8 protein-coding genes are annotated in these 15908 nt (G+C 42.0%); 5 read left to right on the forward strand and 3 right to left on the reverse strand.

The window, feature by feature from the left end; translation table 11 throughout:
- Positions 1-56: 56 nt before the first annotated feature.
- Positions 57-1025, forward strand: a complete 969-nt coding sequence (gene galE / locus DYI25_RS15000; RefSeq protein ID WP_213370298.1) for a UDP-glucose 4-epimerase GalE — start codon at positions 57-59, stop codon at positions 1023-1025.
- Between the two features lie 37 nt (positions 1026-1062).
- On the opposite strand, the gene DYI25_RS15005 is transcribed toward galE, so the two are convergent.
- Together DYI25_RS15005 and DYI25_RS15010 are read right to left on the reverse strand one after the other, a co-directional pair.
- Positions 1063-2487: a diguanylate cyclase gene (locus DYI25_RS15005; protein WP_249745467.1), complete on the reverse strand. Its 1425-nt coding sequence runs from the start codon at positions 2485-2487 to the stop codon at positions 1063-1065.
- A gap of 571 nt (positions 2488-3058) precedes the next feature.
- Complete coding sequence (locus DYI25_RS15010; protein WP_213370302.1) at positions 3059-3655, reverse strand: DUF5317 domain-containing protein; 597 nt, start codon at positions 3653-3655, stop codon at positions 3059-3061.
- A 574-nt stretch (positions 3656-4229) separates the two neighbouring features.
- Between DYI25_RS15010 and glpK the strand changes: the two genes are divergently transcribed.
- Entirely contained in the window at positions 4230-5720 is a 1491-nt protein-coding gene (glpK, locus tag DYI25_RS15015; RefSeq protein WP_213370304.1) for a glycerol kinase GlpK, read from the forward strand.
- 208 nt (positions 5721-5928) lie between these two features.
- Positions 5929-7188, forward strand: coding sequence for a BglG family transcription antiterminator (locus tag DYI25_RS15020; RefSeq protein ID WP_213370306.1), 1260 nt, complete (start codon positions 5929-5931; stop codon positions 7186-7188).
- A gap of 404 nt (positions 7189-7592) precedes the next feature.
- Here DYI25_RS15020 and DYI25_RS15025 read toward each other — a convergent pair whose 3' ends face one another.
- Positions 7593-9467: an N-acetylmuramoyl-L-alanine amidase gene (locus DYI25_RS15025; RefSeq protein ID WP_213370308.1), complete on the reverse strand. Its 1875-nt coding sequence runs from the start codon at positions 9465-9467 to the stop codon at positions 7593-7595.
- Between the two features lie 589 nt (positions 9468-10056).
- Between DYI25_RS15025 and galU the strand changes: the two genes are divergently transcribed.
- Both galU and DYI25_RS15035 read left to right on the forward strand, forming a co-directional pair.
- The gene (gene galU, locus DYI25_RS15030) at positions 10057-10941 is read left to right on the forward strand and encodes a UTP--glucose-1-phosphate uridylyltransferase GalU (RefSeq protein WP_213370310.1); all 885 of its coding nucleotides are present in this window, start codon (positions 10057-10059) and stop codon (positions 10939-10941) included.
- A gap of 380 nt (positions 10942-11321) precedes the next feature.
- Positions 11322-15548: a bifunctional 2',3'-cyclic-nucleotide 2'-phosphodiesterase/3'-nucleotidase gene (locus tag DYI25_RS15035; protein ID WP_213370312.1), complete on the forward strand. Its 4227-nt coding sequence runs from the start codon at positions 11322-11324 to the stop codon at positions 15546-15548.
- Positions 15549-15908 lie beyond the last annotated feature (360 nt).

Consider the following 15908-nt stretch of genomic DNA (forward strand, 5'->3'; position numbering starts at 1 on the left):
ATTTTTGTCATTTTAAAAAATACATATAAAGTAATGTCGCTGCTTAGGAGGTATATATGATCCTTGTGGTTGGTGGTGCCGGTTATATAGGCAGTCATCTCGTGGAGGAACTGGTAAAAACGAGTGAAGTGATTGTGCTGGATAATCTTTCAACGGGTCATGAGAAAGCGGTCGATCCGCAAGCGATATTTGTAAAAGGTGACCTCGGCAATGAGAGAGACCTAAAAGCTGTTTTCAACAATTACCCCATCAAGGCTGTCATGCATTTCGCGGCTTACAGTCTGGTAGGGGAGTCAGTGACCGATCCGTTGAAGTACTATGAAAATAATGTTGCAGCGACGCTAAAGTTGCTAAAAGTGATGCTGAAATACAATGTGAAGAATTTTATTTTCTCATCGACAGCGGCAACATATGGTATTCCAAATGTTGAAATTATCAATGAAGACAGCCGGACTCAGCCGATCAATCCATATGGACAGTCTAAATTGATGGTGGAAAACATCCTCGCTGATTTTGCGGCAGCTTATGACCTGCACTACGTTGTATTGCGCTACTTTAACGCTGCCGGAGCAAGTGGTTCGGGCAGAATCGGCGAAATGCATGATCCGGAAACGCATCTGATTCCAATCATCCTGCAGCATCTACTAGGGCAGCGTGAGCAGATCTCTGTGTTTGGTGATGATTATGACACACCGGACGGCACATGCATCCGCGATTATATCCATGTGACGGACCTGGCCAATGCTCATATTGCCGCGCTAGATTCTTTGCTAAACGCCCAGAATAAAACCGCGACTTACAACCTTGGCAATGGACAGGGCTATTCTGTAAAAGAAGTAATAGACACGTGTGAGAAGGTTACCGGAAGAAAAGCAAATATTATCATTGCCGACCGTCGCTCAGGTGACCCGGCAAGATTGGTCGCTTCTTCGGAAAAAATTCGCCAGGCACTCGGCTGGAAGGCAGAACGAGACCTGGAAAAAATCATCGATAGTGCCTGGAAGTGGCACCAAAGTGTTCAATAAAAAGAAATGGACATCCAGTTAGAATGGATGTCCATTTTTAATGGTGCAAAGCAAGTTCTTTTCCTTCTTTTAAAAAATAGCGCTCTTCGATCATTTGGATAAAAGGCTCAACATATTGTGAGTCGAATTGATTGCCTGCACAAACACGGAGCTCCTGGATCGCTTCGTCGAATGACTTTGTCCTCTGATAAGGCCGTTCCGTCGTCATAGCGTCGAAGGAGTCGACAATGCACAGCAGACGTGCCAGCTTAGGGATGTTTTCCCCTTGGAGGCCATAAGGGTAGCCTTTGCCGTCGTACCGTTCATGGTGAAGTTCCACCAAAGGAATAAGCTCTTCAAGTTCCTTGTTGGTTGATATAATTTCTTTCCCCCATGTGACATGCTTCTTGACCATTTCCCACTCATGAGGTTCCAGCTTGCCTTTCTTGTTGATGACGTCACGAGGAATTTCAAGCTTTCCGATGTCATGGATTAAGGCTCCTAAGGTGAATATTCTTTGCTCGTGGTCAGAGAGTGACAACTTCCTGCCAAAGTCAACTGCGTATTGGAAGACACGTTTACTATGTCTATAAGTATAAACATCTTTAGAAAGGAAAATCTTCAGCTGCTGCTCCGCTTCTTCCAGCTGCTTTTCAAAAGACTGTGAATCATCCAGGCTCTTGAATTGAGTTTGGTAGATTTGTACAAGATTCTTACCTTGAGCCTTTGCAAAATACATCGCTTCATCAGCTTTGTTTAAGAGTTCCGATATACTATATGTGTCATTTTGCCGTTGAGCGACACCAGCCGAAAAAGATAAACAGCCATATGGCAGGGCCTCAACGCCCTTGAAATATGTATCATTTATCTTTTTGCGCAAATCACTTAAAAATTGGTATGCATCGGATGCAACTGTATTCGGCATAAGGATAGAAAACTCTTCGCCGCCGTAACGGGCAACGGTATAACTTTTTGCAGCTGATTCTTTTATCAATAATGCTCCAAATTCCTTGAGGAGCTGGTCTCCCTGAATATGTCCATATAAATCATTATATTTCTTAAAATCGTCGAGATCCAATAACCCCACACTTAAAGGCTGGCCGGATTCCCTGGCGATTGAGATTTCTTTTTCAAAGAGCTCCTTAAAATAGCCATGGTTATTTAAGCCTGTTAGGTAATCCTTGTTGGCTTTATTTGAAATATCTTTATATAATTCAAAGTGCTGTTTAAAGGCCTGTGATAGCATAAATGAAATACTAATGAAAAGGAAAAGTCCAAATTTACCCTGAGAATCTAATAGGATGAGTAGAACAATTGACAGTAAAAGTGTACTTACATAGGTTGATATTGTTTCCTTTAGCATTCCTTCAAATACTTCAATTAGACTTTCAGAAGCTGCTAAGAGGAAGTAAATCCCTACTAATATGGTGTTGGTTAAAAAGTAAATTCCTAATGCGACGATATAGGGAACAAGGTTAGTCAAAGAGACGCTTCCAACAGATCCGCCAGCTAGAATAAATAATTGATACGAAAAAATGATCATTAGTGAATATATTGAAAAATTTATTAGATTTTCCCACCATTCACTTTTTCGTTGGGTGAAAATAAATATAATGGCATGTAATGCTAATACCATTAATGTTAAATCAAGACCAAACAAAAAAAGGCTTGCCAGGAAGACAGAGGAATCCATGGAAAGGGTGTTTCCTTTTGGAGGAAGTTGTATATAGTAGTGGTTTAATAATAGTACAGCTCCTGTTAAAGTTAAAATAGTAACCCAGTCATTAAGGGAATAGGAAAGTTTGTCTATTTCTAGCATAAAGGCCAGTATGCCTAATAGCGAAATTATGAACACATAAGTGTGCTTCTTAGAAAGGTGCATTTTACCATCACTCTCATATCAAAGTTTAAGGAGAAGTTTCTAGAAACTTCTCCTGTTTTAGATTATGACCCAATAATTTTAAAACCTGAAGTCAACGCCATAATCGCTGATCCAATAATTACTGCGTTATAAACAATAGTAGTAACCTTAATTCCATGCTTTTGATTCTTTTTCATCCCAATCCACCTCCCTCTGTTGACAGGTTGATATCTTGAGCCTCTTTATTTTTAGGCATTTCTACCATCAAATACTGAATAAAGAGGAAGATTCCGATATTCATGACAACATCGCCGATCGAGATGACTTGAGTTCGCGGGTAAGGATCTGTCAATGGGATGATATCAGCGAGCATTCCCAGTTTAGTAGATGAGTCAAGAAGTGCGTGTTTTGCATATAAGCCTTCTTTTAATGCCTGGATATATGAAGGGTCCAGGATTGCAGCTGCTTCAGCTGATACAGGCATCCTTCCTCCATTGATAGCCATTACTAAAAAGTTAAGGAATACACCGATGAAAACAACAATGAATCCGCGGTGGTTTCGATTAATGAAAAGGAATATCAGGCCCAACACGTATACAACCATATAGATTGACGCGCTGGCATGGCCTAACGCCGCATAATCATTCTGGAAGTAATAGACTGCCAATTGGACCACTAAAAGGAGGGGGAAAATCCAGCCTGCTTTCAGTCTAAGATCCGACAATCCTCGCAGATTCCCTTTTCTGAACAAGGCAATGACAAACGAAATGATAATTCCATCAAAAACCATAACAAACTTCCTATCAAAAAAGTATAGTAGAAAAACAAGATTCCTAACTTAAGTAATTACATTAATATGATAGGCTTACCCATATAGAAAATTCAACCATTTTTTTAGTAATTTTCTCTCTATTAGAAAAATTTAGTTCGATTGACCTAAGTGAAGAAGGGTATTACAAGGAATGATATTTTTTGGATTCAGTCAAGGCTGGTTTACAGGGAAAATTGATAGCTTGCTTAATGACAGATGGGAGTAATATTCACGAGGTTTGTCGATAAATAGTTAAACAAACGTTTGATTAATATAAAGATGCAGGAGGAATTACAAGATAGGCGTTTTTCTTACAGGCCCGGCAATTCCAAATATTTTTTCGAATTTATTCATTGAGGTATTCGGCACTTTTCTTTTGTATTAGGGAGCAGTAGCAGGGACTTTTTGGTTGGTAATTGGTATAGTAGCATTAACTCAAGCATTAGTTTATACAGTAGGTAAAAACAGGCAGTACAGTTAGATACATTTAAAGTTGGTATGTAATAAAACAATAAATTGAAAGCGGTTAAGTTAGCGAGGGGGGAATTATCTTATGGAAAAGTACATTCTATCTTTAGACCAGGGAACGACAAGCTCCAGGGCGATTCTTTTCGACAAAGCAGGGAAGGTCGTCCATGTTTCGCAGAAGGAGTTCACGCAGCATTTTCCGAAGCCAGGATGGGTAGAGCATAATGCGAATGAAATCTGGGGTTCAGTGCTGGCTGTCATTGCAGGAGTTTTATCAGAATCCAATGTTAAGCCAGAGCAGATAGCGGGAATAGGGATTACGAACCAGCGTGAAACGACAGTTGTATGGGATAAGGAAACAGGGCTTCCAGTTTATAACGCGATTGTTTGGCAATCACGGCAAACAAGCGGAATTTGTAATGAACTGAAGGAACAGGGCTACAATGACCTTTTCCGTAATAAAACCGGATTGCTTATCGATGCTTATTTTTCAGGAACGAAAGTCAAATGGATCCTTGACAATGTAGAGGGCGCAAGACAAAAAGCAGAGGAAGGCAAGCTGTTATTCGGAACGATTGACACTTGGCTCATCTGGAAGCTTTCTGGCGGAAGTGCCCATGTTACGGACTATAGCAATGCTTCGCGTACACTTATGTTCAATATATATGACCTGAAGTGGGATGAGGAGCTCCTTGAAATTCTTGGAGTACCGGCTTCCATGCTTCCGGAGGTTAAGCCGTCTTCAGAGGTTTATGCAAATACTGTTACACACCATTTCTTCGGCCATGAGATTCCGATTGCTGGTGCCGCGGGTGACCAGCAATCGGCATTGTTCGGCCAGGCATGCTTCGAGGAAGGTATGGCGAAGAACACGTATGGCACAGGCTGCTTCATGCTGATGAATACCGGTGAAAAAGCGGTAAAATCAGAGCATGGATTATTGACAACTCTTGCCTGGGGGCTGAATGGCAAGGTTGAGTATGCTCTTGAGGGAAGCATTTTCGTTGCCGGATCGGCTATCCAATGGCTGCGCGACGGCTTGAGGATGCTGAAGAATGCGAAGGACAGCGAAGATTACGCAAAAAAGGTTGAATCAACTGATGGCGTCTATGTTGTTCCTGCGTTCGTCGGCCTAGGAACACCATATTGGGACAGCGACGTCAGAGGTGCGATTTTCGGTCTTACACGCGGAACGAGCAAAGAGCATTTTGTCCGTGCAACTCTTGAGTCACTTGCGTATCAGACGAAGGATGTTCTGTCAGCGATGGAAGCTGATTCAGCAATCGAGCTGAAGACCCTTCGCGTTGACGGCGGTGCAGTCATGAACAACTTCTTGATGGACTTCCAGAGTGACCTTCTGAATGTGCCGGTAGAAAGACCGGTAGTAAACGAAACAACTGCTTTGGGTGCAGCCTATCTTGCAGGCCTTGCAGTTGGCTATTGGGAAAGTCAGGAGGAAATCGCATCACAGTGGGCAATCGATCGATCGTTTGAACCGAAGATGTCCGATGAAGACCGAGACCAGCTTTACGGCGGCTGGAAAAAAGCTGTTCATGCAACGATGGCATTTAAATAAATAAAGGTACGAACATTAATTAAGGTGGCAATTATTCCATTCAGTTGAAATAGCGCTTGAAGCCCAGCAAATATGAGACGGGCTCAAGTGCTTTTTTAATAACAAATACCTAAAGGGTACGAAAAGTATACCACGGGAAGTATAATGAGAGGTGAGACAAAAACTTATTGTTTTTCGGCAAGCCGGTTTAAAAAGGGTGATTTCTATCATGTCATTAAATGCTCGGAAAGTAGGAATTCTGAACATGCTCATGCAGACGGAATCCTACGTCTCCGCAGGAAGCGTCATAGCTGAATGGAAGATTGCAGAAAGTACTGTTTATCGTGACATTACAGGAATTAATGATTGGCTGGAGAGGCAGAAGCTGCAGCCTGTTAAGCATGCGCGGACGAATGGTTTTTATTTGGATGCTTGCGAAAAAGTTTTTATTAAAGAAAAGCTAGGTCGTCTGAACCTGGATAGTGAATACCACCGTTCACCTCGGGAACGACAAGCTTGGATCGGAGTTTTATTTTTGACGAGGGAGGAGCCTGTTTTCCTGGATGATTTAATGGAAAAGCTGGCTGTCAGCAGGAGTACGATCTTACGGGATCTGGAGAGTTTGAAATCCAGACTGGCTGACCATCGTTTGGAACTTAAACTGGGGAGAGAGGAAGGATATCATATTATCGGAACGGAACATGACAAACGCAGGAGTCTTGTCCATTTCCTTGCCAGAATTCACCCGGAAAAGGATAGTCATTGGCTGAATCCAAACCCGGAAATCCTGACTGACCAGAATTGGTCCAATGAATTATTCGCTTCATCAGAAGCCGCCGCTATTTATCACATTCTCTTTGAATCGGAAAAAATCCTCAAAATTCATTATCCAGATGATATGATCGAAATCCTGAGCATTCATTTATTATTTTTATTGAAGAGATATCGTCAAGGTAAAATAATGGCTATGGATCCAATGGAAAAAGTCATTTTGAAGCCGTCTGCTGAATATCAGGCTGCTCAATATATTGGAGAGCAGATTGCGGAAAAGTTTAATCTGACAATACCCGATGATGAACTCTGTTATATATCGGTATGTTTGATGGAGGCAAAGAATGAGGTTTACTGTCCGAACAATGCAGGAGAAAATGAACTGTTGATTCTAAAGAAGTTGATCGAAAAGATGGTCAAAGATTTCGAGGATGATTTCCAACTGGCCTTCCGGAACAAAGAGGTGCTTGAACAAAGCCTGTATTTTCACTTGAAGTCAGCCTATTACCGGATCATTTATAGGCTCGAATTCGAAAATCCGCTTGCTGCCACCATCATCAGCCATTACTCTGATCTTTTCGAAGAGACGAAAAAGGTCATCCATCACCTTGAACAAGCCATTGGTAAAGAAATATCAAATGATGAAGTCGCACTTATTGCCATGCACTTCGGCGGCTGGATTGAAAAACCGGGACTTGAAAATGATGATGGTGCCTGACCCTCGGATGAGCTCTTAGAGTCAGGCGCCCTTATCGAAACTATTCATGTCTTCCGCCTTTCTTGTTTTGTTTGCTGATCATCGTCAATAATAATAGTTTTTCCTCTGCGCTTAACATGCTCCAGCTTCCTGCTTTTACTTTCATTTAAAACACTCCTTTTCACTGTATTATTTTTACTTTTGGTCCTGTAATCCCTATATACCGCCTTTTTCAGAAAACCAAACAACAAAAATTCCTACAAATTACCAGCCTTTTCAACATGCTCTAAGCACTAAATCTGTCGAAATTTCGATTTTTCGATAATGAAGAGGGGATGGAGATGTGAAATCTACATTCGGAAAATATTATTTAGCGTAAGAACAGAAAAAGCACTGATCAATTGACCAGTGCTTTTGCATTGCCTTTATTTAGATAAAAACCCACTTAAACCTTTATACATTCCATTGACTACACTTGTTTGGTAGCTTGAAGTGATAAGCTTGTCCCGTTCGGCAGCATTGGAAATGAAGCCAATCTCAACAAGTACTGCTGGTGCTTTGTTTCCGCGCAATACTGCGAATTCCGCTGTTTTGACACCTCTGTTGGCAGCACCGGTTGCTTTAATCATCTCGGTTTGAATAGATGTTGCCAATGTCTTGCTAGCTGTAGGGTAGTAGCCGTTTGGATTGTAGTATGTTTCCATCCCGGCTGGCTGTGAATATACAGACGAATTCACGTGAATGCTTACGAACGCATCAGGCAAAATCGAATTAGAGTAAACGACACGCTCACCAAGAGTCAGGTAAACATCAGTGCTTCGAGTCATATGAACCTTGGCACCATGTTTTCTCAATTCGTCTTTTAGCTTAAGACCTACACTTAGAACAATGTTCTTTTCATAAATGATTCCTGATACCGCTCCACTGTCACGCCCGCCATGACCAGGGTCAAGCACGATCTTTTTGCCCTCGAGTTCCCTTGAGACGGGAATCCATACCCCGCTTGGCTCCAGGTACCATTCTTTACCGGCAGCATCGGTGATCCAACCAGTTTGCATCACGCCGCTGGTATTGGAATAATACCATTTGCCTCCATCCTGGTACCAGCCAGTCAGCATTGCACCTGATTTATCGAGGTAGTACCATTTTCCGCCTAAGAAGACCCAGCCTGTTTGCATCGCTCCGCTTGAATCAAGATAATACCACTTGCCGCCGCTAGAAAGCCATCCAGTCTGCATTTCTCCCTGTCCATTGAAGAAATACCACTTTCCTTCATAGACCCATCCGGTGTCCATGATAAAATCAGAACCAAAATGGTACTTATGGCCATTAAGGGTCAGCCAGCTGTAATTCAGCTCACCTTTATCATTCGCATAGTATCTTTTTTCGTTTTCGGTAAAAAAGCCATTTTTAAAAAGTATCCCGCTGGAATTGAAGTAATAGGACTGCGTTCCTATTTTTGCAATTCCGGTAGTCATAATGCCTGTGCTTCCAAGGTAATAGGTATTTCCTAGCTCAGTGAACCAGCCGACCTGCATGGCCCCGTTGCTGTTAAAATAATATCTGCGTCCATCGATTGTCTGCCAACCACTTTGGATCATACCATCCTGGTTTGTGTAGTACGTGATACCGTTGATGTCAGATAATCCTTTTACAAGAACTCCCTCTTCATTAAAAAGATACCTCTTTCCGAGGATGTCATAAGGGCCGGCAGCAGCCCTTCCATCACTGGTTAGATAGTAGGTTTTTGAGTCAAGGTTCAGCCACTTATTTTTTTGGAGCACTCCGCTGTTATTGAAATAGTAATACCATCCGCTAATCTGCGTAATTCCAATGCTCTTTGCTCCACTGCTTTTGAAAAAATAAGTATCCGTCCCCAGCTGCATCCATCCGGTTTTCATTGCGCCATCCGATTGCAGATAATAATGGGTGCCATTGTCATTAAGCCATCCAGTTTGCATCGCACCGCTGGATTTCAGGTAATACCAATTGTTCGACCACTTGAGCCACCCAGTCTTCATTGCACCGCTTTTATCTAAGTAATACCAATCATATTTCCAGTAAATCCATCCGGTTTGCATCACGCCTGAGCTATTCATGTAATACCAGTTCTTTCCATCGTAAACCCACCCTTTTACAGGGACATCGTTTTGATAGTAATACCAATTCCCGCTTGTATAGTTCCAGCCTGTAGTAGCTGCGTCAGCAGAGTTTGAACCCATCCCAAGACCGATCACAAAAAAAACCATCAAAGACAGCAGGACAACTCTAAACTTCAAATCTTCGTTCCCTTCTTTCATTATGTTCAATTTCCTAAGCTGTAAAAAAACTTGGTGCCACCTGAATGAAAGATTAATAGAAACTTAGTTGTATGTATGCTGTCTCTATCATATTTTTATCATTCTGTAAAATAAAACGACTTAGGTTACTACCATAATATTACGAAAATCGACAAGAAAGAAGGGAAAATTGAACTAAAAAACAGAAAAACGTAAAAAAATGTAAAAAAAGGATTAAAGCTGTTATTGGGATTTGAAAAAAGCTTGCCAGCAACAATAGGCTGCCAAGCTTTGGGTATCTACCTTAATAGTTTTTAAACCTTTCACGATAATCGCTGATATTCTCTCTCGTAAATTAGGAAATTCCCTTTCATCTTCCTCGATAAATCTTTCTGCATCGTCGACTCCTTTAGTTTTCTCTATTGATAGGGCAGCCAATGCTGCGATATTCCCGTTTTGGCACTCTGTTAGAGTGGTGTCTCTCTTTTTATACTAAAATCCCCTTTTAAAGATTAATGAATGTTTTTGCATCCCGATGTCGTATATATATAAATAAGACTGAAAATCGGGTACAGTAATTTTTTAATCAAATAAAAATAGGGGGCGAAACATGAACCGAATAAGAAAGGCAATCATTCCCGCTGCCGGTTTGGGGACCAGATTCCTTCCAGCAACGAAGGCGATGCCGAAGGAAATGCTGCCAATTGTTGATAAGCCGACAATCCAGTTCATTGTAGAAGAAGCCATCGCATCAGGGATTGAAGACATCATCATTGTCACAGGGAAGGGAAAAAGGTCCATTGAAGATCATTTTGACCATGCCCTGGAGCTTGAAAAGAATTTGATGGAAAAAGAGAAGTATGAGTTGCTTGAAACCATCCAAAACATATCTAACATGATCGATATCCACTATATCCGTCAAAAGGAGCCACTTGGACTGGGCCACGCTGTCTGGTGCGCTCGTAATTTTATCGGTAATGAACCGTTCGCTGTCCTGCTGGGTGATGATATCGTTCAATCAGAAGTGCCCTGCCTTTTACAATTGAAGGAAATTTATAATAAACGCCTGGCATCAGTTATTGGTGTAAAGCGGGTACCGCAGGATGAAACCCATCGTTATGGGATTGTGGATCCAATCAGCAAAGATGAGCGAACATACCAGATTAAAAGTTTAATTGAAAAACCTGCTCCTGGTAATGCGCCATCCAACCTTGCGATCATCGGCCGCTACATATTGACTCCGGAAATATTCATGTACCTTGAAGACCAGAAAAAGGGCTCGGGAAATGAAATTCAGCTGACTGATGCAATTCAGAGACTGAATGAGAACCAGCGTGTCTTTGCATATGAATTTGAAGGGAAGAGGTTTGACGTAGGAGAGAAGAAGGGATTCATTGAAACTACAGTGGAATTCGCACTGCAGGATCCTGAGCTTCGTGAGGACTTGGTAAAGTTCATGCTTGAAAAACTGGACTATTATCATCGTATTGAATAACAAAAAGGCTGCTCAAATGTTGAGCAGCCTTTTTGTGGCTCTATGCTGTTCGAACCAGAGGCCGTTTTAAGAGGTTCAAACTCGTTTTATTATGAACGTTAAAGGGTGAAAAAATAGAGCTTGCCCAGTAGACGAAACTCACCAGAGAAATGATCACGAAAATTCTGCACCCTTTCTATTAAAGAATGGATACTAACTATAAAACCTCCTTTATACGGTATTGAAAGCAGAAAAAATGAAATCGCTTACTGTCTAAAAATAAAAAACATTATTAATACACAAAAGAACAAAAATTTACAAAAAAATACTATTAATCTTCATAATAACCTAGTAAAATATTCTTGCAGTACACATATAGATTTTCGAAGGGTGGAAAACTTGTGAGAAGAAAGATTAGGCGAGAGATGAAGAGAAGGTTGCTAAATGGCACGATTGCTGCTGCTTTAATAGCCAGTACTCTTCCAGTAACTTTTAGTCCTGCAGTAGCGAAAGCTGAAGAAACCGCTGCTGTCGAAAATGTTCTTAAAGTGCGTCTATTAGAAACGACAGATGTCCATGGAAATATGATGGACTATGACTACTATAAAGACGCTCCAACGATTGAATTTGGTCTTGCAAGAACAGCTGAGCTCATCAAAGAAGCCAAAGCAGAAGTCAAAAACTCACTCTTGTTCGACAATGGTGACCTTCTTCAAGGGAACCCATTAACTGACTACGTCGCAAAAGTCAAAGGACTTGCAGCTGACGAAGTCCATCCTATCTATAAAGCTATGAATATTTTAGATTATGATGCTGCAACTTTAGGAAACCACGAATTCAACTACGGACTGCCATTCCTGCATAACGCATTGGAGGAAGCTGAATTTCCGTATGTAAACGCTAATATCTATATAGAAGACAATGATCAAGATGAAACAAACGATGAAAATGCATATAGGCCATACGAAATCCTTACAAGAACTTTTGAGGATGAAGCAGGCAACAAACACGAAGTCAAGATTGGTGTGTTAGGCCTTGTCACTCCGCAGATCATGCAATGGGACAAGGGCAACCTTGAAGGACATGTAAAGACGAAGGATATCGTAGCAACAGCTGAAAAATTCGTACCAGAAATGAAGGCTGCCGGTGCAGAAATCATCGTGACACTTGCTCACACTGGCTTTGACGCCAGTGCAGAAGCTTATACAGATGCAGAAAACGCTGTTATGCCATTGAGCAAGGTTGAGGGCATCGATGCGATCCTTTTCGGACACAAGCACGTTGTATTCCCAGGCACTGGTTCAGAATTCAAGGTGGCCGGCGTTGATGCAACAAAAGGAACAATCAACGGTGTCGCTGCTGTAGAAGCAGGGAACTGGGGTAACAACCTTGGTGTTATCGATTTAACTCTTGAAAAAGATGCTGAAGGCAAATGGCAGGTAGTCGACACTCAAGCTGCTGCTAGACCAATTTTTGAAACAGTAAATAAGGTAAAAATACCGACAGTTGACGGTCCAGATGCAGAAATCGTTAATGCAGTGAAAGAAGCACATGATGGAACGCTTAATTATGTACGCGGAAAAATCGGTACGACTACTGCACCAATGTACAGCTTCTTTGCGCGCGTACAGGACGACCCGACGATCCAGATTGTAAACAATGCCCAAAAATGGTATGTAGAGAAGTATATTAATGAAAAACTTCCTGAATACAAAGATGTACCAGTATTATCAGCTGGAGCTCCATTTAAGGCTGGCCGCCAGGGTCCAAGCGATTATACGAACATCGCAAAAGGTGACCTTTCAATCAAGAGTGCAAACGACCTTTACTTGTACCCTAACACATTGAAGGCTGTTGAATTGACTGGTGCACAGGTAAAGGAATGGCTTGAAATGTCTGCTGGACAGTTCAACCAAATCAACCCTGCGAGCACCGAAGAACAGGAACTGATCAACTACTCATTCGAACCGTTCAACTATGATGTAATTGACGGACTTAAATATGAAATCGATGTTACACAGCCGGCGAAGTACAAGACAGACGGATCAATCAACGATGCTTCTGCGAGCAGGATTAAGAACCTTACAATGCCAGATGGCACTCCTGTTGACCCTGAGCAGAAATTCGTCGTTGTGACAAACAACTACCGTGCAAGCGGCGGAGGAAACTTCCCTGGACTTTCTGGATCCAAGCTTGTCGTTGATTCAGCTGATGAAAATCGTCAAGTATTGATGGATTACATCTCAGAGCAAGGCGAAATCAATCCTTCAGCAGACCAGAACTGGAAGATTGCAACACCAGGGGAAAACTTGAAGCTTACTTTCAAATCTACACCTGACGCACAATCAGTCGCGAATGGCAACGTGAAATTCCTAGATACTTTTACAGATGAAAAAGGCACTTGGGGTAAATATGAGCTGGACTTGACAACTGTTGATGTCCAATTGCTTGGAATCAATGACTTCCATGGCCAAATCAATATAACCAAAAAAGTGAGCAACCGTAATGCAGGACGTGCTGACTATCTTGCAGCCTACCTGAAAGAACGTGAAGCTGCTAACCCTGAGAACACATTCATGCTTCATGCAGGTGACGCAGTAGGCGCGAGTGCTCCAGCTTCTGCATTATTACAGGACGAGCCTACAATCGAAATCCTGAACAAAATCGGTTTTGATCTTGGAACTCTTGGCAACCACGAATTTGATGAAGGCGTAGAAGAGATGATGCGTTTGATCAATGGTGGCACTCATGAGAAAACAGGTGATTTTGCCGGTGCTAATTTCCCTTATGTAGCTGCAAACGTAGTGAACAAGGAAACTGGCGAATTAATTCTTAACCCATATGAAATCAAAGAATTCGGCGGAGTGCCAGTAGGCTTCATTGGAGTTGTGTACTCTGATACTCCTAGCATCGTAACTCCAAGCGGTACAGCTGGTGTGGAATTTACTGATGAAGTGGATGCAATCAATAAGTACACTCTAGAATTAAAAGCTCAAGGTGTTAAGGCGATCGTCGTTGTTTCGCATAACCCTGGTCAATCCAAATTTGATGGCACGGATGCAACTGGCGAAGTTGTTGACTTCGCAAACAAGGTAGATGATGAAGTAGACGTGATTTTTGCTGGACACAGCCACCAATACTTGAACTCTGTCGTTGACGGAAAGCTTCTTGTCCAGGCATATTCTTCAGGAACAGCGTTCGCGGATGTAGACCTGACGCTTGATGTGGAAACAAAGGATTTTGTTTCCAAGAAGGCTGAGATTGTTACTACATTCCAAGACAGCATCACTCCAGATCCTGAAATTAAAGCAATGGTAGACAAATATGAAGCAGATGTAGCGCCAATCATTAATGAAGTAATCGGCAGTGCTGAAGTGGCGATGACACGTGAGCAAAACGAGCACGGGGAATCCACTCTAGGAAACCTGATTGCTGACGCTATGCGCGTAGAAATGGGTACTGACTTCGCGTTCATGAATCCAGGCGGAATCCGCGCGGATCTTGATGCTGGTGAAATCACATGGGGTGAATTATTCACAATTCAGCCATTCGGCAATGACCTTGTAAAGATGACGCTGACTGGTGCTGAAATTAGGGAACTGTTGAACCAGCAATTCAATCCTGACAAAGTCCGTATGCTTCAACTCTCAGGTTTGTCTTACGAATGGTCTGATGAACTTGAATATGGAGAAAAAGTTTTGGATATCTATCTCCCTAGTGGTGAATTGATTGACGAAGAAGCTGATTACACAGTTACAGTCAACAACTTTATGGCTGGCGGCGGTGACAATTACACGGCTCTCCTTAAAGGCAGAGACCAATTCATTGGGCCAACTGACCTTGACGGTCTTGTTAATTACATCAAAGCTAATGGAACTGTAGGCGTGGGAATCGAAGACAGAGTCCTTAAGGTAGAACTTGAAGATGCAACAGGCTGGGTGCTGCTTGCGGATGAAAATGGCAACGAGTACTGGGGATTCATCGATCCTGAAACTGGTGAATTGGTAACTAGTGACTGGCTGAAATACGATGGCGACTGGTACTATTTCGATGAAGAAGGTATCATGGCTACAGGCTGGATCAAGGTTAAAGGCAAATGGTACTATTTAAGTGAAAAAGAAGATAACCTTGGTGCTCTTGAAACTGGCTGGCAGAAGCATGGTAACCGCTGGCATTATTTCGATGAGGACGGCAATGCCAAGCTTGGCTGGTTCCGAGTAGGCGGCAAATGGTATTACTTCGATCCTAGTTCTGCAGAAATGAAAACTGGCTGGGTGAAGTGGAGCAACCAGTGGTACTTCCTTGATGCGGGTAATGGTGACATGAAGACTGGCTGGGTAAAAACAGGCGGAAAGTGGTATATGCTTGGAAAAGATGGCGCCATGAAAACTGGATGGGTAAAATCCGGTAAAGACTGGTACTACCTGAATGCCAAGACTGGCGCAATGGCAACTGGCTGGGTTAAGGATAAAGGAAAGTGGTACTTCCTTGATGGCAGCGGTGCAATGAAGACCGGCTGGGTAAAAACAGGCGGCAAATGGTACTATCTGTTCAATGATGGAAGCATGGCAGTCAATACCAAGGTTGGAAAATACAAAGTTGGTAAAGACGGAGCATGGATTCAATAATTAAATGAACGAAAAGGCTGTCCTTAAATGGGCAGCCTTTTTTGTATAATGAATACTCTTTTATCATCGTTTTTTTCCTAGTGATTCTATAGTATATCGCTGTGATTATTAGTAGTGAATCTATGCAAAAACGCAGGATAGATCGCGGACTTTAATAAATGTTAAAATTCTACGTCTCAAGACCTAGAAGACATTACAATCCAAGTCTGTAGAATTCCCACACATTTTCAGTTATTGTATGTATAAGGAAAAATATTTCCAAAAGGCGGATTTCATGAAACATTCTTAATATCCAATTCGTATTATTAAGAAGTCCAATCACCACATTAAAAAGAGATTATTAGTCAGGAGTCGATCAAA

The sequence above is a fragment of the Mesobacillus boroniphilus genome (genome assembly GCF_018424685.1).
Lineage (GTDB): Bacteria > Bacillota > Bacilli > Bacillales > Cytobacillaceae > Mesobacillus > Mesobacillus boroniphilus_A.